The sequence below is a fragment of the Sulfitobacter sp. 1A15258 genome (assembly GCF_043557045.1).
Classification (GTDB): Bacteria; Pseudomonadota; Alphaproteobacteria; order Rhodobacterales; family Rhodobacteraceae; genus Sulfitobacter; species Sulfitobacter faviae.
The window spans coordinates 41,986-61,795 of the sequence record NZ_JBIFFK010000009.1 but is presented as its reverse complement, the minus strand read 5'-3'; the positions used below and the strand labels follow the sequence as shown (position 1 = coordinate 61,795).

The following is a 19,810-nucleotide window of genomic DNA, read 5'->3' as shown; positions in this document are numbered from 1 at the left end:
ATGAAGTTTATGTTAATTTCCAGGCCTCGCCATCTTGTACCACCCGCGACTCAGACAACAGCTTCTCCAGATGCGCCGCAACGTTTCGTTCTGCGGCCATTGCGATATGTGGGTCGGTTTTCTGGTAGACGGAAGCGGCGATATTCTGGACCGAATCCGGGGTGTTTGAGAGGTGGGCGAGGATCTCCGCCTCGCGACGCATGCGGTTGGAAAGCAACCGTTTGACGTAAGGTTGCGGATCCCGGAGTATAGGTCCGTGCCCCGGAAAGTAGATCCTATCGTCGCGCTCAATCAGCCGCTGTAGCTGCGCGCAGTAGTCGTGCATGTTTCCGTCAGGGGGGCTGACGATCGAACTGTTCCAACTCATAACGTGGTCGCCCGTGAAGAGCACTCCGTCAGGTCTCGCGAAACAAAGGTGGTCGCTCGCGTGACCAGGTGTGTGCAGGACGGTAAGACCGGCAATGACCTGTCCGTCCTCCAGAAACCGGTCAGGTCGAAATGCATCGTCAGGGAATGCCCGTGAGGCATAAACAGGTGCGTCTGTCCGTGCTCGCAGGGCTGGGACGACTCCAAAATGATCAGAATGGTGGTGTGTGAGCAGAATCCCGGATGGTTTGGCCCCCAAATTTTTGATGATTGCCTCGAAATGTGTACTGTCTTCTGCTGGGCCGGGGTCGATTATGAACCGACCATCAGGCGTATCAATGATGTAGCTATTTGTCCCGTGGTAGGTCATCTTTCCGGGATTGTTCGCGACGATCCTCAGAATTCCAGGGGCCAATTCGACTCCCTTCGCGCGGCAAGGCTCCGGCTCTGAGAAAAACATGCTGCTTCTTTTCATTGTGTGCGACCAGGTATTGATTGCGAACAATTTGGTTCGCACAGTTTTGCGCATTGCTCTCGCATGGCGCCGGAAACCTCAGGCTGGCGTCCGGTGCCTGTCAAATCCGGCATCGGACCATTTCAACTTATATTGGACCAAGACCGTATGAGACTGAAACAGTCTGATACAGTCTTGGGCTGGCAGTCACACAGCGCGGCGATTATGGTAAGCAGTATACAGAACTACAGCAATTGTCGCCTTCGTCAGATCCCCGAGAAGGAACGGGTAAAGACCGGCGTTCAGCAACTTTTCGCCATAGCCGACAAAGCCACCCAACCAGAACAGCCCTGCGCAATACATGAGTATCGAGCCCAAAAAGACCGCGACAGATGCTCTGAATGAAGGCCAAAGTCCTTGCAGTGCTTGAACAACCCAACCGGCAGCCGCCGCTGCAAGTGCGAAGCCTATCAGGTATCCGCCTGTGGGACCCGCAATATACGCCAGTCCGGCCGGAGCCGGAGGCGTGCCTGCGAAGACCGGCAGGCCAAGCAGACCTTCAAAAAGGTATGTCACAACAACAAGACTACTGCGCACCGGCCCCAGGAAAAGGCCCAGACCCAAGACAACCAGGGTCTGTGTAGACATAGGTACGGGGTAGAACGGCACCACGATTTTGGCGGATAGTGCCAAAAGAATTGTGCCGACGAGTATTATCGAGATTTCTCGGGTCAGTCTTGCGACTGATTGGCTTTGAGTGGTTTCCAGATTCATCTTTTTCGTCCTTGTTTCTGAAGATTGTTATTTTTTGGATAGTAAGCTCACATGCGCTTGGCGACTTCTTCCAACATGACTTCGCTCGCCCCGCCGCCGATGGCCTGCACACGGGCATCGCGTGACATGCGTTCCACCGGTGTTTCGCGCATATAACCCATGCCGCCGTGAAACTGGACGCAGTCATAAAGCACGCTGTTCACCAGTTCGCCGCAATAGGCTTTGACCATTGAGACCTCTTTCACGCAGTCACCGCCCGCGGCATCCAGACCGGCGGCGTGATAGACCAGCTGACGTCCTGCCGCGATCCGCGTCTGACAGTCGGCCAGCCGTTGGCGCACGGCCTGCTTGTCCCACAGAACGCCGCCAAAGGCCCTGCGCTGCTTGACGTAATCCACGGTCATGTCCAGCGCGGTTTGCGCTTCGGCACAGGCCATCGCACCCAGGACGATGCGTTCGTTCTGGAAGTTCTTCATCACCGAATAGAAGCCGCGGTTGACCTCGCCCAGAACGTTTTCGGCCGGGATGCGGACATCTTCGAAGATCAGTTCGGCAGTGTCCGAGCACAGCCAGCCGGTCTTGTTCAACGCCCGTCCGACCGAAAAGCCCGGCGTGCCTTTTTCGACCGCAAACATGGTGATCCCGCGCGACCCCTTGGCATCGGGATCGGTCTTGGCGCCGACAAAGTAGAGATCGCCATGCACGCCGTTGGTGATGAACATCTTGGTGCCGTTCAGCACCCAATCCGACCCGTCCCGCACCGCGCGGGTGCGCATGCCGGCCACGTCCGAGCCCGCGCCCGGCTCGGTCACGGCGACGGCGGTGATCATTTCGCCAGAGGTGATCGACGGCATCCACCGCGCCTTCTGTTCGGGCGTGCCGGCGTTTTCCAGATGCGGCGAGGCCATGTCGGTGTGGACCAGAACCGTGGCCGAGAATCCGCCGAAGGTGGATCGCCCGACCTCTTCGGCCAAAACCACGCTGGACATCACGTCCAGCCCCGCGCCGCCATACTGTTCGTCATAGCGCATCCCCAGAACGCCGAGATCACCCATCCGGCGCAGCACGTCGCGGGGCACCATGCCCTCCTCCTCCCAGGGCTCGGCCTTGGCGGTCACCTCGGTTTCGATGAACCGGCGCAGCTGGTCGCGGATCAAGTTGAGGTCTTCGTTGAACGGGCCGGAGGCCGCGGTGATGTTGTCTTGTCTGGTCATGTGTTTTCCTCTGGATCGAGTTTGATAAGTGGGGCGTGCCCGGCAACCGTGTCGCCCGGTGCACAATAGATTTCCGTCACTACGCCCGCGACCGGCGCGGGCAGGCTTTGCAACAGCTTCATGGCCTCAAGCACCACAAGCGTGTCACCGGCTTTAACGCGGTCGCCGCGTGCGACACGCACCTCGGCAACGGCGCCGGGCATGGGTGCGGACAACAGGTCAGCGACGCCAGACCCGCCGGTGGCACGTTGCAGATGCTGGTCTTCCAGCGTGCGCAGGTCTGTCGCGGTCATTCCGGCAGGGGTTTGCAGGTGCACCCGCCAGTGACCCGGCGCGCGCGAGACATAGGCGGTGCGCGAAAACGGAACCCCGTCGATGCGTCCGCTCAGACGGCATCCTGTTAAGGCGGCACTCTCGACCGCGATGGTCTGGCCGTCCAGTTGTACGGCTGTCAACACCGACCCGGAGCCGTTTACGCGGATCGGGTCGTCTTTGGTCGTCTCCCAATAGGATGCTGCACCGGGCCACCCCGCAGGGGCCGTGAGCCGCCATGACCCCAGGCTTTCCCAGGGCGACGCGCCCGCCGGGGCGAGATGCAGATGCAGCGCCATCGCGGCAAGGGCCATGTCCCGGGGATCAGCGGACGGTTCAGTCCAGCCGCCTGGAAACATCTCGGGCAGGCCTGAGGTATGGTGCCGGAACGCCTCAAAATCCGGGTGTGTCAGCAACGCGCGCTGATAGGCCAGGTTCAGACCGACGCCACCGACTGCAAAGGCATCCATTGCGACAACCGCCCGGCGGATCGCACCGGCCCGATCCGGCGCGTGGACGATCAGCTTGGCAATCATCGAATCGTAATGGTGGCTGACGACCGAGCCTGCCTCGACCCCGGTATCGAGCCGCACGCCGGCGGGCGGAGCCCAAAGGCTGATCTCGCCCGTTTCGGGGCGGAAATTCTCGGCCGGGTTTTCGGCGGCGATGCGGATTTCAATGGCGTGCCCGTCAAACTGCACATCGCCTTGCGTCAGCGCCAGCGGCTCGCCCCGCGCGATGCGCAACTGCCATTCGACCAGATCGATGCCGGTGATCGCCTCGGTCACGGGGTGTTCCACCTGCAACCGGGTATTCATTTCCAGAAAGTAGTATTCACCGCGCCCGGGGTCATAGAGGTATTCCACCGTCCCGGCGGAGCGATAGCCGATCGCCTGCGCCAACCGCACCGCTGCCGCACGCATGCGGTCGCGCACAGCCTCGGGAAGATCGGCGGCGGGGGCTTCTTCGATCAGCTTTTGGTGGTTGCGTTGCAGCGAACAATCGCGGTCGCCCAGATGCAGCACGGTGCCGTGAGTGTCGCCCAGAACCTGCACTTCGACGTGGCGGGCACGGGGTGCATAGCGTTCGAGGAACACCGCCGGATCGTCGAAGGCGCTCTGCGCTTCGGCCCGGGCAGATGCAATCGCTTCGGGTGCGTCGCCCGGATCGGAGACCAGCCGCATCCCGCGTCCGCCGCCGCCGGCGCTGGCCTTGACCAGAAAGGGGGTGCCTAGCGCCTCGGCCTCTTGCAGCAGGCGCGCGTCGGACTGATCCTCGCCTCGATAGCCGGGCAGGACGGGCACGCCTGCGGCTTCGGCGGCAGCCTTGGCCTCGATCTTGGAGCCCATCCGCGCGATAGCGTCGGGTTCCGGCCCGATGAACACAAGGCCCGCCGCCTCGACCGCCGCCGCGAAACCGGCATTCTCAGACAGAAAACCATAGCCCGGGTGCACCGCACACGCGCCCGTCGCCCGCGCGGCCTCAAGGATGGCCTCGACGTTCAAATAACTGTCCGACGGGGCGGCCCCACCGATGCAGACGGCATGATCGGCCTCGGCCACGAAGGGCGCGTCGCGGTCCGCGTCCGAAAACACCGCTACGTTTTCGAGCCCCAGTTTGCGGCACCCGCGCTGGATGCGCCGGGCAATCTCGCCCCGGTTGGCGATCAGAACGCGGGTGAAGCTCATTTCACCCGCCATGACGGAACGCCCTTGTTGATGAAACTGTTGATGCCTTCGATACCTTCCTCAGTCTCCCACGCATCGGCCAGCCGGTCGGCGGTGTAGATCATGTTGGTCTCCAGATCGTGGGACGCGACATAGGCGATCAGCGCCTTGGTATCGGCCACGGCACCCGGCGCGGCCTGAAGGTGATCATGCACCACCCGGTTCACCGTGGCGTCCAGGTCGCCCGGCGCGACAACCTCGGTCAACAGACCGATCCGCTCGGCGCGGGCCGTGTCGAACAACGCCCCCGACAGCATGGTTTCACGCGAATGCACCTTGCCGATGCGGGCCACCACATAAGGCGATATATTCGCGGGCAGAAGGCCCAGTTTTACCTCGGTCAGACCGAAGCGCGCGCCTTCGGCGCCGATGGTGTAGTCGCAGACGGAGATCATGCCGACACCGCCACCGTAAGCCGGGCCGTTGATCCTCCCGATCAAGGGTTTGGGCAGCGTGTCAAGACGGCGCAACAGCCGCGCCAGCGTGGCGCTTTGTGCGACCCTTTCACTACGGGTTTTCTCGACATTAGAGGCGAACCAGTTGAAATCGCCGCCCGCGCAGAAGCTCTTGCCCGCGCCGGTCAGGACCACAATACGCACATCGTCATCTGCAGCCAGCTTTTCGGCGGCATCGTATAGCTCTGCGATCAATTCGCCATTCAGCGCATTGTGTTTGTCGGGGCGGTTGAGCGTCAGCGTGGCGACGCCACGCGCATCGGTTTCGATAAGGATCGTGTTGTAGGTATTGGTCAACTTGAAGCCTCACATTCTGAATACAGGCGTATGGCGACCGGCTTCGGGCACCGATGTCACGATGGCCAGACACAGGCCAAGGATATCGCGGGTTTGCGCGGGTTCGATCAGCCCGTCATCCCAAAGCCGCGAGGTGGCATAATAGGGATCGGACTGTTCACCGTACTGGGCCCGAACCTGCTCCTCGATCAGCTTCATGTCGGCCTCCATCTTGCCCGGGTCGCCCCCTTTCTGGCGGCGCAGTTCCAGCATCACATTTGTGGCGATGTCGGCAGACATGGTGGCCAGTTCCGCCGTGGGCCAGGCAAAGAGAAAATTCGGGGCGAAACCACGTCCGCACATGCCGTAGTTGCCTGCCCCGTATGAGCCGCCCAAGAGGACCGACAGGCGCGGCACCTTGGCAACCGACATGGCATAGACCAGCTTGGCGCTGTCTTTGGCAATGCCGCCGCGCTCGGCTTCGGTGCCGACCATGAAGCCCGAGATGTTGTGGAGGAACAAAAGCGGGATGTTGCGTTGATCGCACATCGACACGAATTGCGCGCCCTTGAGCGAACTGTCGGACACAAGCGCCCCATTATTTGCGAGAATGCCCACTCGATAGCCGTGAATCCGCGCGGTGCCGCAGACCAGCGTCTCACCCCATCCGGGCTTGAATTCGCGGAATTCGCCGGCGTCGATCATGCGCAGCAGAACCTCGCGCATGTCATAGGGCTGTTTGCGATCGGCGCTGATGACGCCAAGCAGTTCCTCTGGGTTGCGCGCCGGCGGCGCGCAGGTTGCATCGGGACCCATCGGGCGCGACAGGCCCAGTTCGGATACGATGTCGCGCATCAGAGCAAGCGCATGATACTCGTCCTCGGCCAGATGGTCAGACACACCGGAGACGCGCGAATGCATCTCGGCCCCCCCCAATGTTTCTCCATCAACCTCTTCGTTGATCGCCACCTTGACGATCGAGGGGCCGCCCAGATGGATGCGTGCGTTGCCGCGTACCATGATGACTTCGTCCGACAGGGCCGGGATATAGGCCCCACCGGCCGTGCAGCCTCCAAAGACCGCCGAGATCTGCGGCAGGCCGCTCGCGGACATGTTGGTTTGACGATAAAAGGAATTGCCGAAATGGCGGGCATCGGGGAAAACCCGGTCCTGCTCTGGCAGATAGGCACCGCCGCAATCCACCAGATAGAGGCAGGGCAGCCGGTTCTCGGCTGCGATTTCCTGGGCGCGGATGTGTTTCTGCACGGTTTCGTGATAGAAAGACCCACCCTTCACTGTCGCATCGTTGGCGATCACAACGCAGGGCAGCCCGTGGACGATCCCGATACCGGTCACGATCCCCGCACCGGGCACCTCGCCCCCGTATTGACCGTAGGCGGCAAGCGACGACAGCTCAAGAAACGCAGTGCCCGGATCCACCAGCAGGTCGATCCGTTCGCGGACCAACAGCTTGCCGCGCTTGCGATGCCGCGCGACCATATCGGGGCGGCCGCCAGCCGTTGCTTCGGCGATCCGCGCACGCAGCGTTTCGACGCGCTCGCTTTGTGCGGCGTGGTTGCGGGTGTAGGTCTCTGATGCGGTCAGCACCGCTGTTTCAAGACGTGCCATGAAGTCAGGTATCCTGTCTTTGGAGTATCCCGTTGAGGAACACATCGGCATAGGTGCGTGACAACGCATCGGCGCTACCGCGGTCCGGGTCGAACCAATCGAGCGTGGCGTTCAATGTACCGATCAGCATCAGGCGCAGGCGACGGATATCGACGTCTTGCTTCAGCGTGCCATCTTTCTTAAGCTGGGACAGAAGACTGTCCCACTCTGCCTCATAGGCCCTGCGCGTGGGCAAGTTGGCATCCCGGACGGATTGCGGCACCTGCCCGAAAATACGCACATTCGCCGATGTATAATCGCTCACATCAATAAGCGCGCGCAGATGCGCCCGGATCGCGGCGCGCAGTACCGTTTCGCCGTCGGCATCGGCCCGCAGGTCGGTGACGGCGTCTCTCATGCTCTCGTGAACGACTCGAATCCCTGCATCAAGAACGGCCGCGACGATCTCGTCCTTGGAACCGAAATGATAATATATGCTACCCGCCTTGATCCCGGCGGCCTCGGCAATTTTTCGGAGCGAAACGGACCCGTAGCCTTGTTCGCGGAAAAGCCGCGCGGCAATGTCCAGCACCCCATCCCGTCCAACCGCGCTGCGCGATGTCTCGTTGATTTTGATTGCCGTGTTTTGTGCCATATACTTTCGTATCGCCCCAACGCCTAACTAACGCCTGTTAGGTTAATAACGCAAATGAGTAAATCGTCGTGATCGTGCCAGACTAGAGTTTGCGGAAAATTCCGCATTGGCGACCGCCAAGAGGCCGCCCAGACATTAATGTGCTTGCCCGGACCCCGTCATCGGGTCCAGGCAAATGCCTTAGATCACGAAACCGCCACCGCAGATGACGTGCTGGCCTGAAATGAAGTTCGATTCCGGCGCACAGAACAGATAGACGGCACCGGCAGCTTCTTCCGGAGTGCCGACCCGGCCCAGCGGGATCATGCGCTCCATCTGGGACAGGAGATCGGGATTCACGCCGACCTTGATCTCTTTTTCTTCGACCTTGATCGTGCTGTCGCCATCCGCGCTGCCTTCGGTCAAGCGGGTGCGAATCGGGCCGAAGGCGACGGCGTTGACGTTGACCTTATAGCGGCCCCATTCCTTGGCCATCGTCCGGGTGACCCCTAGGATACCGGCCTTTGCGGCGGAATAGTTGATCTGGCCAGCATTGCCGCCGGTCCCTGCGATGGACGAGATGTTGACCACCTTGCGGAACACCTCTTGCCCGGCGGCGGCCTCTTCCTTGGCCTTGGCGCTGATCACCGGCTGGGCAGCGCGCAGGATCTTGAAAGGTGCCGTCAGGTGGACGTCGATGATCGCCTGCCACTGTTCGTCGGACATCTTCTGAACGACGCTATCCCAAGTGTAGCCTGCGTTGTTCACGATGATGTCTAACCCGCCAAAGCTGTCCACGCCGGTCTTGATGAACCGTTCGGCAAAACCGTCTTCGGTGACGCTGCCGGCACAGACCACGGCCTCAGCTCCCATTGCGCGCACCGCCTCGGCGGTTTCATTGGCCGGATCCGCATCCAGATCGTTGATCACCAGCCGGGCCCCTTCCGAGGCCAGTTTGAGAGCGATTTCGCGGCCAATGCCCCGGCCCGAGCCCGAGACCAGCGCCACGCGCCCGTCGAGTTTTCCAGTCATATTGATTCCTCCCGAAAGGCGCTATCAGGCTTTTTCATAAAGCGTGGTGACGCAGGCCCCGCCGAGGCCCAGATTGTGCTGAAGCGCCAGACGTGCGCCATCAACCTGGCGCGCATCTGCCTGGCCGCGAAGCTGCTGAACGAGCTCGGTACATTGCGCTAGGCCGGTCGCCCCAAGCGGATGGCCTTTGGACAAAAGACCGCCCGACGGGTTGGTCACGTATTTTCCGCCGTAGGTGTTGTCGCCATCATCAACGAATTTCGCCGCTTCGCCGCGACCGCAAAGGCCAAGCGCCTCATAGGTGATAAGCTCGTTGTGGGCGAAACAGTCGTGCAGTTCGACCACATCCACGTCCTCGGGCCCGATGCCCGCGTCCTCGTAAACCTGATCGGCGGCGCGCTTGGCCATCGAAAAGCCGACCACTTCGCGCATGTCATGGGCTTCGAAAGTTTCCGGTCCGTCTGTTGTCATGGCCTGCGCCGCGATCCGAACGGAACTGTCCAATCCGTGCTTGTCGGCGAATTCCTTGGAACAAATGATCGCCGCCGCCGCGCCACAGGTTGGCGGACAGGCCATGAGCTTGGTCATGACGCCGGGCCAGACGACCTGGGCGGCCATGACATCTTCCGCCGTCACCTCCTGCCGGAACAGGGCAACCGGATTCTTCGCAGCATGTCGGCTGGCCTTGGCGCGGATCTTGGCGAAGGTCTCGACGGGTGTGCCGAACTCGTCCATATGCGCCTTGCCCGCACCGCCAAAGTACCGCAGTGCCAGCGGGATTTCGGAACGGCCAACCAGATCGTCGGTTTCACTGTCGAATGCCGCAAACGGGCTGACCCGGTCATGGAACATCGCACCGATTGCGCCGGGCTGCATCTGTTCGAACCCAAGTGCCAGAGCACATTCGACCGCGCCGCTTTCAACTGCCTGCCTGGCCAGGAACAGGGCGGACGATCCGGTCGAGCAGTTGTTGTTCACATTCAGAACCGGGATGCCTGTCATTCCGACATGGTACAGGGCGCGCTGACCGCAGGTGCTGTCGCCATAGACATAGCCAACATAGGCCTGTTGGACTTTATCATAATCCAACCCCGCGTCTGCCAGAGCGGACCGGGTCGCAGCGGTCGCCATCACATCGTAGCTTTCGGATTTTCCCGGCTTCTGGAACGGGACCATCCCAACGCCTGCAACATAGGCTTTGTCTGTCATTTCTCTCTCTCCCAAGTTCGGTCAGGCCACCCTAATCGGTCCGCCAGCCTATTTTCTACCATTTGTTAGATTTTAAATCCCAACCTTGGGAAGTGTCAATATCGCCAAGCTGTGACGTAGGGAGCTTGCGCTATTTTCTAACTTGTGTTTGTTTTCGGGCCACACGCCCTGATCGGCGGCACAATTGAGGGATTCTGGTCCCGGCGCAACCGCTGACAAGCGTTTAGCACTCAGCTTACGAAAGGTGGTCGGAATGGCATACTGTTATGAGTTCAAGGGTTTTATACCCGTCGTGCCCGAGGATACATATGTCCACCCCCAGGCCGTTCTGATCGGAAATGTCATCTTGGGTCATGGATGCTACATCGGCCCCGGAGCAAGCTTGCGGGGCGATTTCGGCAGGATCGTGATCGGGGATGGAGCCAATGTTCAGGACAATTGCATCATCCATTCCTTTCCCGGCCGCGACGCCGTGGTGGAAAGCGACGGCCACATCGGCCATGGCGCGATCCTGCACGGTTGCACAGTGGGCCGGAACGCTCTGGTCGGAATGAATTCCGTCATTATGGATGGTGTAGAGCTTGGGGCGGAATCGATTGTCGGCGCGCAGGCGTTTGTGCGTGGCGAAACCGTGATTCCGCCGCGTTCGATGGTGGTGGGATCGCCGGCAAAGGTGATCCGCGAGGTCAGCGAGAAAGAAATCGCGTGGAAAACGCGCGGCACCGCGGAATACCAGCAACTTGCGCGCGACTGTCTGGCCGGATTGACGCCGGTCGAGCCGCTGAAGGCGGTCGAGGCAAACCGGCCCGGCATGGCGGCCTCTGACGTCGTCTCCATTCAGGAGGCGCGGCGGACATCGTCCTGACCGGTCCGGGAACCGGACCGGTCAGGACTACTTCAGATTCCGAAAGCACCAGATGGAAGCGCCTTGACGCGGAACGGCACTCCCCGACCCGGTGTGCCGTCCCTCAAGCCTTTACAGACGGAAGATCCCGTAGTGCGGATCGTCGATCGGTGCATTGAGCGAGGCAGAAATCGACATGCCAAGCGCGTTGCGTGTGTCCGCCGGATCGAGGATGCCGTCGTCCCACAATTCCGAGGTCGAGGTATAAGCCTCGACATCGCGCTTGTATTTTTCCAGCACCGGTTCGCGGATCGCGGCGATTTCTTCTTCGGTCAGCTCTTTGCCTTCGCGCTGAAGCTGCCGAATCTTGACGTCCGCCATGGTATTTGCGGCCTGATCCGCCCCCATCACGCCGATCTCGGCCTGGGGCCACATGAACAGCGTGCGCGCGTCCCAGGCCCGTCCGCACATCCCGTAGTTGCCGGCCCCGTAAGACGCATTGGCGATCACGGTAAACTTCGGCACGACCGAGCCGCCCTGCGCCATCAGCATCTTGGCGCCATCCTTGGCGATGCCTCGTTCTTCGTATTCGCGGCCCACCATATAGCCGGTGATGTTCTGGAAAAAGACCAGAGGCGTGCGGTTCTGGTTGCACAACTGCATGAAATGCGCTGCCTTGAGCGAACTGTCGTTGAACAGCACCCCGTTGTTGGCAAGGATGCCGACCTTGTAACCCCAGATATGGGCAAAGCCGCAAACCATCGTGGTGCCATAGTCGGGCTGGTATTCGTGAAAGCGCGAGCCATCGACGATCCGCGCCAGAACCTCGCGCATATCAAACTGGGTTTTCCGGTCCTTGGGGATGATCCCATAAAGCTCCTTGGGGTCGTAGTATGGCTCTTCAAAAGCGGCGGTTTCGATGATCGTTTTCGGGGTGCGCATCCATTGGCTGACAATCTCGCGCGCCAGTGAAAAGGCGTGTTGTTCGGTCGCGGCGCGATAGTCGCCGGTGCCCGATACCGAGGTGTGCATGACCGCGCCGCCAAGCTCCTGAACACCGACCTCTTCGCCGGTAGCCGCCTTGACCAGCGGGGGACCGCCAAGGAAAATCGCGCCTGTGCCTTCGATGATGATGTTGTAGTCGCTCAGCGTCGGCACATAGGCACCGCCAGCCGTGCAGTGTCCGCCGACCACGGCAATCTGCGGGATATTGGCCTGGCTCAGCTTGACCTGGTTGCGGAACACCCGCCCGCCCAGATACCGGTCGGGAAACACCCCGTGCTGCAGCGGCAGGAAACCGCCCGCGCTGTCGCAGATATGGATGACCGGCAGACGGTTTTCCAGCGCGACATCCAGAAGACGCACGACCTTTTTCACGGTATGCGGATACCAGGCACCGCCCTTGACGCTGGCATCATTGGCATGAATGGCGACCTCGCGGCCTTGCACGATGCCGATCCCCGTAACCACGCCTGCGCCGGGCACCACCCCGTCATATTCACGACAGGCCGCCAGGGTTGAAAATTCCAAAAACGGAGTGCCGGGGTCCAGCAGCAGTTTCAACCGCTCGCGCACGCCCAGTTTGTTCTGGCGGGCGAGGCGGTCGATATCGCGTTGCGGACGTTCGAAACGCGCCGCGTGCTGGCGAGCGTGGAATTCCTTCAGCCGTTCAGACATGGCGGCGAAATTTGCCTTGTAGTCGGCGGCATTGGTGTCGATCTGACTTTCAATTCTGCGCATGGTCACTCCTCCTCCGGAGCCAATTGGGCCAGGATGTCTTTCAGACCAAAACTGTCGCCTTCGGCGAATGGCATTTCGGCAACGACCCCGTCGCGCGGCGCCGTCAGTGTGGTTTCCAACTTCATGCTTTCGATCACCAGAAGTGGCTGGCCTTCTTCAACCGCATCGCCGGGTTTAACCGCAACTGACACCACGACACCCGGCATGGGCGCCACCAATCGGTCGTCGCTCGCGCCACCGTCGCTTCCGGCCAGGCGTTCGGCGGGATCAACCCGCCCGACTTCGTAGGTTCGCCCGTCCATGTGCACAAAAGTTGCTTCCGGCCCCACGGCCAGTCGCAATTCGCGCACAACACCCTTGGCCCGCAGCTTGTAACCGCCCGGCAGACCCGTCGGATCCAATTGGCAGGCAACAGCGCCAGTGGGGGTGTTGAGCACGAACCGGCTGCCATCATGACCCAGCCAGCAATCAGTCTCTTCTCCGTCGATCTGAAAAATCCGTTGCATCAGTTTCTCCACCCACCCATCTTGCGGTACATTTCCGGTATCTGCATTACGTCACTCACCAGGCGCTCGTCCGATAGGGCCGCCGCCGCTATCAGCAAGTCAGAGACATCTTCGCCCGGCGCGGTTAGCGTTTCGGATTGTTCAGCCAGGAAGCCAGTTGAAACGTCACCAGAGGCGAAATCCGGATGTGCAAGGATTGCATCCAGGTAACCGGTGTTGGTCGTTACCCCGAGAATCACATAGCTTTGCACCGCGCTCCGGGCACGGGCGATGGCCTGCGCGCGATCCGGGCCATGCACGATCAGCTTGGACAACATCGGGTCGAAGTCGGTCGTTACCTTGCCGCCATCCAGAATGCCGCTGTCTACGCGGATCCCCTCGCCCTGGGGTTCGTCCAGCAGCAGGATATTGCCGATCGCGGGGCGAAAATCGGCGGTCGCATCCTCGGCACAGATGCGCAGTTCGATCGAGTGTCCGGTTTGGGGAATATCCGCCTGCACGGCGCTCAGCCCGTCGCCCGCCGCGACACGCAGCTGCTCGGCAACCAGATCAAAGCCGGTTACCATCTCGGTCACCGGATGTTCGACCTGAAGGCGGGTGTTCATTTCCAGGAAATAAAAGGCCCCATCCTGTGCATAGATGAATTCGACAGTCCCTGCCCCGCGGTATTTGACGGCGCGGGCAATTCCGGCAGCGGTCTCGCAGATCTCATCCCGTTGCTCGGGGGTCAGCGCCGGTGACGGCGTTTCCTCGATAATCTTCTGGAACCGGCGCTGGATCGAACATTCACGTTCCCAGAAATGGACCACGTTGCCCTGTCCGTCGCCCATCACCTGCACCTCGATATGGCGCGGGCGTTCGATATAGCGTTCGACGAAAAGCCGCCCGTCGCCGAAATATCGTTCGCCTTCGCGGCGCGCGGTTTCGATTTCGGTCTCCAGCGTGCTGTCCTCGCGTACGACGCGCATGCCCTTGCCGCCACCGCCGGCCGAGGGCTTGATGAGCAGCGGATAGCCAACGGCGCGGGCGCGTTCGACAAAGCTCGCCGGATCATCATCCTCGATGGCCGAGGGGGCGACGGGAAACCCGCGTTCCTCGACGAAGGCGCGGGCGCGGACCTTGTCCCCCATCAGGTCGATGACCTCGGACGTCGGGCCGACAAAGGTCACTCCGGCTTTTTCCAGCGCCGCGACAAAACCGGCATTCTCTGACAGAAAGCCATAGCCGGGATGAACCGCGTCCGCGCCGATCCCTTTGGCGGCTTCGACGATCTGAGGAATATCGAGATAGGCGGCCACGGGCGTCGGGCCGTCGATCATCACGACCTCATCTGCGATCAGATGCGCCGGCCCCTCTTGCTCGGCGACATGACGCAACACGGCAGTCGCAAGCCCGCGGGCCTTAGCGGTGCGCAACACGCGCGCCGCGATCTCGCCCCGATTGGCGACCAGGAGTTTCGAAATGGTCATGGTGTCGTCCTCTTAGTTCCGGGCCGCGGCATTCAGTCCGTCACGTGCGGCCAGATCGGCTGGCACGGGAATTTCGATATCAAGCAGCATCTGCGCGAACCCTTTGCCCTGCGGGTCTATGCGGACCGAGGCGATGCCGCCACCGCCAAGCGATTCATGCAACAGGAAATTCAGCGAATGGCTTCCAGGCAAGTCGAACCGTTCTACCCTGCCGTCGCAGACATGGGCGAAATAGTCCTTCACCACCTCTTCGCTGAGAGCCGAGCGGATATATGGTAGGTAGTCCGGCTTGCGCGCGAGGATGCCGATATTGGCGATGTCCCCCTTGTCGCCCGAGCGGCCCCAGGCCAAATCGACGAGGCGGACCTTGACAACGTCCGGACCGGGCTCGCGGCTATCTGCGGGCGGTGCGGCAGGCGGATCAAGGTGGACTGGCGTAGTGGCCACGCTCACGGGCACATCCTTGCCGTCGACCTCGACCGCGACGGGGGTTTCGGCCTTGCTCTGAAGGAAGGAAAATAGACGGACCACCGGCTGCACCTTTGGCCGTCCGGCGAAGAACCCGGTCAGACCCTGCGCGGTCGAAATCGCCATCGGTGCGATTTCGCCGGCAAAGATGTTCAGCGCGGCGCGATCGTCATGGACCGCGCCGATCTTGAGCACCACCTCGCGGGTCCGGGCGCGCGCATTTGCGCCGTAGGCCGCCTCGGCCCCCAGCACCTCGACGCTGACCTGCCGGAAATCTCCCATGTTGCGGTCGCGGAAAATCCGGCGACAGCGGGTCAGGATCGCCTCGGCCACACGTTCGGCCTTGGCGGGTGCGTCAATCGCGGCCAGTGTCAGGGTAGAGACCGCGCGCCAGCCATCGGCATGGGTCGCCGACACCTTGTAGCTGTCGGTGCGCCCAAGCCCCCTGCCGCCCTTGACCAGCACCCGGTCGGGTCCGACCTGTTCCAGGGTGACCCCGGACCAGTCGCAGATCACGTCGGGCAACAGGTAGGCGCGCGGGTCCCCGATTTCATAGAGCATCTGCTCTCCGACTGACCCGGGCACGACCAGCCCGCCGGTGTCAGGCGTCTTGGTCATGATGAAACTGCCGTCTTCGGACACCTCGACGATGGGCATGCCCATATTGTCCCAACCCGGCACGTCCTGCCAGTCGGTGAAGTTGCCGCCGGTTCCCTGGGGGCCGCATTCGATCAGGTGGCCGGCCAGCGATCCCTGGCTGAGCTTGTCCCAGTCATCGTCGCCCCAACCGTATTCATGCATCAGGGGACCAAGCGCGACCGCGCTGTCGGCGCAGCGTCCGGTGATCACGATGTCGGCCCCGGCATCCAGCGCGGCAGCGATGGGGCGGGCACCCAGATAGGCATTCATGCTCCAGATATCATCTGGAAATGCGACACCCGAGAACATTTCCGTCTGACCGTTTTTGCGAATTTCATCGGCCCTGGGCAACAGGTCATCGCCTAGCACGACTCCGACGGACAGATCGATCCCGGCCTGGGCGGCGGCTTTGGCAAGCGCATCGCTGCAGCCACGCGGGTTCACGCCCCCTGCATTGGCAACGACCTTGATCCCTTTTGCCTTGATATCCGACAACCAGGGTGCCAGCGCCTTGACGAAGTCCGGCGCATAGCCCGACTCGGGCGCTTTGGCGCGGGCCCGCGCCATCAGCGACATTGTCACCTCTGCCAGATAGTCAAACACCAGATAGTCGATCTCGCCCTTTGAGACCAGTTGACCGATCGCTTCCGGCGTATCGCCCCAGAAACCCGACGCGCATCCGATGCGCAGCTTTCGTTCCGACATATTCCTCTCCTCCCCGTTTGATCAGCGGCCCGTCCATTCGGGTTTGCGCTTCTCAATAAAGGCATCAAAGCCTTCGCGCGCGTCTTCGGTCTGCGCCACACGCGGTAACAGTGTTTCTGCAAACCGCATCTGCTGCGGATAGGTCATGTCCTCCATCGCGTGACAGGCGTATTTTCCCAGCCGGATCGCGCTCGGCGACTGCGCGGCGATCTGGGCAACCAGTTCTGCAACCTTGTCGTCCAGCCCCGCGGCATCGGTCACATAGTTGACCAGATTGAACTGCAGGGCTTCCTCGGCCGTCAGAGGAACGCCGGTGATGAACATCTCCATCAGCCTCCGCCGGGGCAGCACGCGCATCATGGGTGGCACGATCGTCATGGGAAACAGACCCACCTTCACTTCCGGCGTTCCGATGCGAGCATGATCCGCCATCACAGCCAGATCGCAGGCACAGATGATGCCCGCTCCTGCCCCCATAGCGACGCCATTGATGCGCGCGATCGTTGGCTTTCGGCACGCCTGTATCGTCTCGAACAACCTTCCGGCAAAATGATCCGGGTCCGCCGGATCCTGAACAAACGGGCCGCCATCCGCCCCCGCCTTGATGTCGCCCCCGGCACAGAAGGCGCGCTCGCCCTCGCCGGTCAGAACGATCACGCGGCAATCGCTGTCCCTCTCGGCAGCACATATGGCGGCCATGATCCCGTCTGCGACCTCACGGTTGAGGGCATTTCGATTGTCAGGACGTCGAATCGTGATACGCACTTCTTTGCCGAGCGCCTGCGATTGAACAACGCTCTCAGTCATTTCCGAAGCTCCCCCCCCCTCTGTATTGCAGGACACCGCGCTTTCTTACGTCAGGTCGTCAAAAGCTTGGCTTGATCTATTTTCTAACATATGTTTGATTTTGGTCAACACGGCGGACGACATTTTTCGGGAGGATGATATGACCACTCAAAGTGAGGCCATCTCGGCTGATCTGGAAGCCATCAGGGCGAACTATTCTTTGACTGATGAGCAACGGCAGATCGTCGATCACGTGGATCGGGTGTCGCGCGAGGTGCTACACCCACTGCAAGCGCGTATGGATGACGAGGAATGGTGGCCCGATGATCTGTTCAAGCAGATGGGCGAGCTGGGCCTGCTGGGGATTACCGCACCCGAAGAGCTTGGCGGATCGGGACAGAACGAGTTCACCCAGGCGCTGGTGTCCGAGGTGATTTCGAAGTGGAATCCGGCTGTGGGCCTCTCACACGGGGCGCATGACAACCTGTGCCTGAATAACCTGCTGCGCAATGGATCCGAAGAGCATGTGAAGAAATACGTGCCGGGCCTTTGCTCGGGCGAGCTGGTTGGTGCTTTGGGCCTGACCGAACCGGGTGCGGGATCCGATGCGCTCGGATCCATGGCCACAACTGCCCGCCGCGACGGTGATGATTATGTCATCAACGGCTCGAAGATTTACATCACCAACGGCCCCATTGCCGATGTGATCCTGCTTTATGCCAAAACCGACAAGTCGAAGGGCGCCAAGGGCATTTCTGCTTTCATCATCGAGACGGACAATCCCGGTTTCAAGGTGGCGCAAAAGCTTGACAAGATGGGCTTTCGCGGCTCGCCAACCGGAGAACTGGTGTTTGAGGATTGCCGCGTACCCGCATCCGCCATGGTTGGACCGGAAAACACCGGCGTTTCGGTGGTAATGAGCGGGTTGGATCTGGAGCGTGCTATGGTTGCCTCAGTCTGCGTTGGCATGGCCGAACGCGCCCTGGAACTAGGGCTGGAATACGCCAAGATTCGCGAACAATTCGGCAAACCGATTGCAAGTTTCCAGATGATGCAGTCGAAACTGGCCGAGATCTACACCGAGGTCGAAACCGCGCGCGCATTCGGTTATCGGGCACTGGCCGCCTGTACGGGCCTACCAAAAGGGGCCGGGGGCCGTGGCGAAATCCACAAACTGACCGCGGCGGCCTGTCTTTACGCAGGCGAGGCATTCAACAAGGCGGTGACCGAAGCCTGTCATATTCATGGTGGCTCTGGCTACATGCAGGACACCGAGATCAACCGGCTGTTCCGCGCCAACAAATTGTTGGAGATCGGCGCGGGAACAAGCGAAGTCCGCAAGATCATCATTGCCGAAGAACTTTTGCGCGCCTGAGGGGGACGAGACAATGAACAAGCAACTGCGCAACGACACCGCTCTGCCAACACATTTCATGACGGACGAACAGCAGGCCCTGGCCGATCAGGCCGGCAAGTTCTTCATGTCCGAATTCCACCATCTGAATGCGGAAATGGACGATACTGATGACCTGCCGTCTTCGGTTTTCCCCAAGCTGGGCGAAATGGGCTACCTGGGACTGAACGTGCCGACGGAATTCGGCGGTGCCGGGCTCGATTTTACCTCGGCCTGTATCATCACCGAGGAAATGTCGCGCGCCTCGGCGGCCATCGGACTGACCCATGTGGCGCACGACAACCTCTGCGTCAATAATATCTATCGCAACGCCAATGACGAGTTGCGCCGAAAATACCTGCCAGGTCTGTGCGACGGCACGCTGGTGGGTGCCCTGGGTCTGACCGAACCCGGCGCGGGGTCTGATGCGCTTGGCTCGATGCGGACCACGGCCAAAAAGGATGGCGACGACTACATCCTGAACGGCGCCAAGATCTACATCACCAATGGGCCGATTGCCGATCTGGTGCTGGTCTATGCCAAGACATCGCCCGAAAAAGGGGCCAAGGGCATTTCCGCCTTTATCGTGGAAACCGACACGCCCGGTTTCAAGGTGGCGCAGAAGCTGAACAAGATGGGATTCCGGGGCTCGCCGACGGGCGAACTGGTATTCGAAGATTGCCGTGTTCCGGCCAGAAACATGGTCGGCAAGCTGGATGGCGGGGTTGCCGTTACCATGTCCGGACTTGATCTGGAACGTGCCATCGTCTGTTTCAACGCTCTGGGCATTGCGCAGCGGGCGCTGGATATTTCCATCGATTACGCCAAGACACGCCAGCAATTCGGCAAACCGATCGCCAGTTTTCAGATGGTTCAGGCGATGCTGGCCGACATGTATACGCAGATCGAGGCCGCGCGGAGCCTGTCCTTGCGCACCGCTGCCATGTGTGAAGGCCTCGAAGAGGGCGAAGGCGGGCGCGGCGAAATACACAAGCTCACCGCTGCGGCGATCTACAAGGCCGCTGAGGCGACATCCTTCGTGCTGGACAAAGCTGTCCAGATTCACGGCGGCTCGGGTTACATGCGTGATACAGAAGTGAACCGGCTATACCGGACCGGTCGCGTGCTTGAGGTCGGCGCAGGCACCCAGGAGGTTCGCAAACTCATCATCTCTGGCGAATTGCTGAAGAACTAGGGGC

The 19,810-nt window shown here is 61.0% G+C and carries 17 protein-coding genes; 3 read left to right on the top strand and 14 right to left on the bottom strand.

Annotated features, from left to right (window positions below):
• Positions 1–7: 7 nt before the first annotated feature.
• The 9 genes from ACGYK9_RS16465 to ACGYK9_RS16425 all read right to left on the bottom strand — a co-directional run bounded on the left by ACGYK9_RS16465 (position 8) and on the right by ACGYK9_RS16425 (position 10,061).
• The gene (locus ACGYK9_RS16465) at positions 8–826 is read right to left on the bottom strand and encodes an MBL fold metallo-hydrolase (RefSeq protein WP_136340210.1); all 819 of its coding nucleotides are present in this window, start codon (positions 824–826) and stop codon (positions 8–10) included.
• 201 nt (positions 827–1,027) lie between these two features.
• Positions 1,028–1,594: a biotin transporter BioY gene (locus tag ACGYK9_RS16460; RefSeq protein WP_136340106.1), complete on the bottom strand. Its 567-nt coding sequence runs from the start codon at positions 1,592–1,594 to the stop codon at positions 1,028–1,030.
• 47 nt (positions 1,595–1,641) lie between these two features.
• On the bottom strand, positions 1,642–2,808 hold the full coding sequence (locus ACGYK9_RS16455; protein ID WP_152467144.1) for an acyl-CoA dehydrogenase family protein: 1,167 nt from the start codon (positions 2,806–2,808) through the stop codon (positions 1,642–1,644).
• A complete protein-coding gene (locus ACGYK9_RS16450) occupies positions 2,805–4,820 on the bottom strand; it encodes a biotin carboxylase N-terminal domain-containing protein (protein WP_276155040.1) in 2,016 nt (671 codons plus the stop codon). Before ACGYK9_RS16450 ends, ACGYK9_RS16455 begins: the two co-directional genes overlap by 4 nt.
• Positions 4,805–5,599, bottom strand: a complete 795-nt coding sequence (locus ACGYK9_RS16445; protein ID WP_028288551.1) for a crotonase/enoyl-CoA hydratase family protein — start codon at positions 5,597–5,599, stop codon at positions 4,805–4,807. The genes ACGYK9_RS16450 and ACGYK9_RS16445 overlap by 16 nt, the downstream gene beginning before the upstream one ends.
• A gap of 9 nt (positions 5,600–5,608) precedes the next feature.
• On the bottom strand, positions 5,609–7,207 hold the full coding sequence (locus tag ACGYK9_RS16440) for an acyl-CoA carboxylase subunit beta (RefSeq protein WP_043753606.1): 1,599 nt from the start codon (positions 7,205–7,207) through the stop codon (positions 5,609–5,611).
• Positions 7,208–7,211: 4 nt separating this feature from the next.
• On the bottom strand, positions 7,212–7,841 hold the full coding sequence (locus ACGYK9_RS16435) for a TetR/AcrR family transcriptional regulator (protein WP_197918523.1): 630 nt from the start codon (positions 7,839–7,841) through the stop codon (positions 7,212–7,214).
• A 180-nt stretch (positions 7,842–8,021) separates the two neighbouring features.
• Positions 8,022–8,852, bottom strand: coding sequence for an SDR family NAD(P)-dependent oxidoreductase (locus tag ACGYK9_RS16430; RefSeq protein WP_027264429.1), 831 nt, complete (start codon positions 8,850–8,852; stop codon positions 8,022–8,024).
• A 24-nt stretch (positions 8,853–8,876) separates the two neighbouring features.
• Positions 8,877–10,061, bottom strand: a complete 1,185-nt coding sequence (locus ACGYK9_RS16425; protein ID WP_152467141.1) for a lipid-transfer protein — start codon at positions 10,059–10,061, stop codon at positions 8,877–8,879.
• Between the two features lie 253 nt (positions 10,062–10,314).
• Here ACGYK9_RS16425 and ACGYK9_RS16420 point away from each other — a divergent pair, with 253 nt between their 5' ends.
• Positions 10,315–10,926 carry a transferase hexapeptide repeat family protein gene (locus ACGYK9_RS16420; protein ID WP_043753615.1) on the top strand — a complete coding sequence of 204 codons (612 nt, stop codon included), beginning with the start codon at positions 10,315–10,317 and terminating at the stop codon, positions 10,924–10,926.
• Between the two features lie 111 nt (positions 10,927–11,037).
• Here the strand turns inward: ACGYK9_RS16420 and ACGYK9_RS16415 are convergent, their stop codons facing one another.
• Genes ACGYK9_RS16415 through ACGYK9_RS16395 form a run of 5 tightly spaced genes read right to left on the bottom strand, consistent with a single transcriptional unit; the run spans position 11,038 to position 17,239 of the window.
• Entirely contained in the window at positions 11,038–12,645 is a 1,608-nt protein-coding gene (locus ACGYK9_RS16415) for an acyl-CoA carboxylase subunit beta (RefSeq protein ID WP_043753618.1), read from the bottom strand.
• Positions 12,646–12,647: 2 nt separating this feature from the next.
• A complete protein-coding gene (locus tag ACGYK9_RS16410) occupies positions 12,648–13,151 on the bottom strand; it encodes an acetyl-CoA carboxylase biotin carboxyl carrier protein subunit (protein ID WP_232237131.1) in 504 nt (167 codons plus the stop codon).
• Entirely contained in the window at positions 13,151–14,620 is a 1,470-nt protein-coding gene (locus ACGYK9_RS16405; protein ID WP_136340206.1) for an acetyl/propionyl/methylcrotonyl-CoA carboxylase subunit alpha, read from the bottom strand. The genes ACGYK9_RS16410 and ACGYK9_RS16405 overlap by 1 nt, the downstream gene beginning before the upstream one ends.
• Before the next feature lie 12 nt (positions 14,621–14,632).
• Positions 14,633–16,432: an acyclic terpene utilization AtuA family protein gene (locus ACGYK9_RS16400; RefSeq protein WP_152467139.1), complete on the bottom strand. Its 1,800-nt coding sequence runs from the start codon at positions 16,430–16,432 to the stop codon at positions 14,633–14,635.
• A 21-nt stretch (positions 16,433–16,453) separates the two neighbouring features.
• Entirely contained in the window at positions 16,454–17,239 is a 786-nt protein-coding gene (locus ACGYK9_RS16395; protein ID WP_043753629.1) for an enoyl-CoA hydratase-related protein, read from the bottom strand.
• 139 nt (positions 17,240–17,378) lie between these two features.
• Between ACGYK9_RS16395 and ACGYK9_RS16390 the strand changes: the two genes are divergently transcribed.
• Both ACGYK9_RS16390 and ACGYK9_RS16385 read left to right on the top strand, forming a co-directional pair.
• On the top strand, positions 17,379–18,593 hold the full coding sequence (locus ACGYK9_RS16390) for an acyl-CoA dehydrogenase family protein (protein WP_152467198.1): 1,215 nt from the start codon (positions 17,379–17,381) through the stop codon (positions 18,591–18,593).
• Between the two features lie 13 nt (positions 18,594–18,606).
• The gene (locus ACGYK9_RS16385) at positions 18,607–19,806 is read left to right on the top strand and encodes an acyl-CoA dehydrogenase family protein (protein WP_152467138.1); all 1,200 of its coding nucleotides are present in this window, start codon (positions 18,607–18,609) and stop codon (positions 19,804–19,806) included.
• Positions 19,807–19,810: the final 4 nt, after the last annotated feature.

Excerpts from the sequence above, each read along its gene's own strand:
- ACGYK9_RS16465 (WP_136340210.1), bottom strand. The coding sequence starts at position 826 with ATGTTTTTCTCAGAGCCGGAGCCTTGCCGCGCGAAGGGAGTCGAATTG.
- ACGYK9_RS16385 (WP_152467138.1), top strand. The coding sequence starts at position 18,607 with ATGAACAAGCAACTGCGCAACGACACCGCTCTGCCAACACATTTCATG.
- ACGYK9_RS16410 (WP_232237131.1), bottom strand. The coding sequence starts at position 13,151 with ATGCAACGGATTTTTCAGATCGACGGAGAAGAGACTGATTGCTGGCTG.
- ACGYK9_RS16400 (WP_152467139.1), bottom strand. The coding sequence starts at position 16,432 with ATGTCGGAACGAAAGCTGCGCATCGGATGCGCGTCGGGTTTCTGGGGC.
- ACGYK9_RS16390 (WP_152467198.1), top strand. The coding sequence starts at position 17,379 with ATGACCACTCAAAGTGAGGCCATCTCGGCTGATCTGGAAGCCATCAGG.
- ACGYK9_RS16435 (WP_197918523.1), bottom strand. The coding sequence starts at position 7,841 with ATGGCACAAAACACGGCAATCAAAATCAACGAGACATCGCGCAGCGCG.
- ACGYK9_RS16455 (WP_152467144.1), bottom strand. The coding sequence starts at position 2,808 with ATGACCAGACAAGACAACATCACCGCGGCCTCCGGCCCGTTCAACGAA.
- ACGYK9_RS16460 (WP_136340106.1), bottom strand. The coding sequence starts at position 1,594 with ATGAATCTGGAAACCACTCAAAGCCAATCAGTCGCAAGACTGACCCGA.
- ACGYK9_RS16450 (WP_276155040.1), bottom strand. The coding sequence starts at position 4,820 with ATGGCGGGTGAAATGAGCTTCACCCGCGTTCTGATCGCCAACCGGGGC.
- ACGYK9_RS16395 (WP_043753629.1), bottom strand. The coding sequence starts at position 17,239 with ATGACTGAGAGCGTTGTTCAATCGCAGGCGCTCGGCAAAGAAGTGCGT.
- ACGYK9_RS16405 (WP_136340206.1), bottom strand. The coding sequence starts at position 14,620 with ATGACCATTTCGAAACTCCTGGTCGCCAATCGGGGCGAGATCGCGGCG.
- ACGYK9_RS16430 (WP_027264429.1), bottom strand. The coding sequence starts at position 8,852 with ATGACTGGAAAACTCGACGGGCGCGTGGCGCTGGTCTCGGGCTCGGGC.
- ACGYK9_RS16420 (WP_043753615.1), top strand. The coding sequence starts at position 10,315 with ATGGCATACTGTTATGAGTTCAAGGGTTTTATACCCGTCGTGCCCGAG.
- ACGYK9_RS16425 (WP_152467141.1), bottom strand. The coding sequence starts at position 10,061 with ATGACAGACAAAGCCTATGTTGCAGGCGTTGGGATGGTCCCGTTCCAG.
- ACGYK9_RS16415 (WP_043753618.1), bottom strand. The coding sequence starts at position 12,645 with ATGCGCAGAATTGAAAGTCAGATCGACACCAATGCCGCCGACTACAAG.
- ACGYK9_RS16440 (WP_043753606.1), bottom strand. The coding sequence starts at position 7,207 with ATGGCACGTCTTGAAACAGCGGTGCTGACCGCATCAGAGACCTACACC.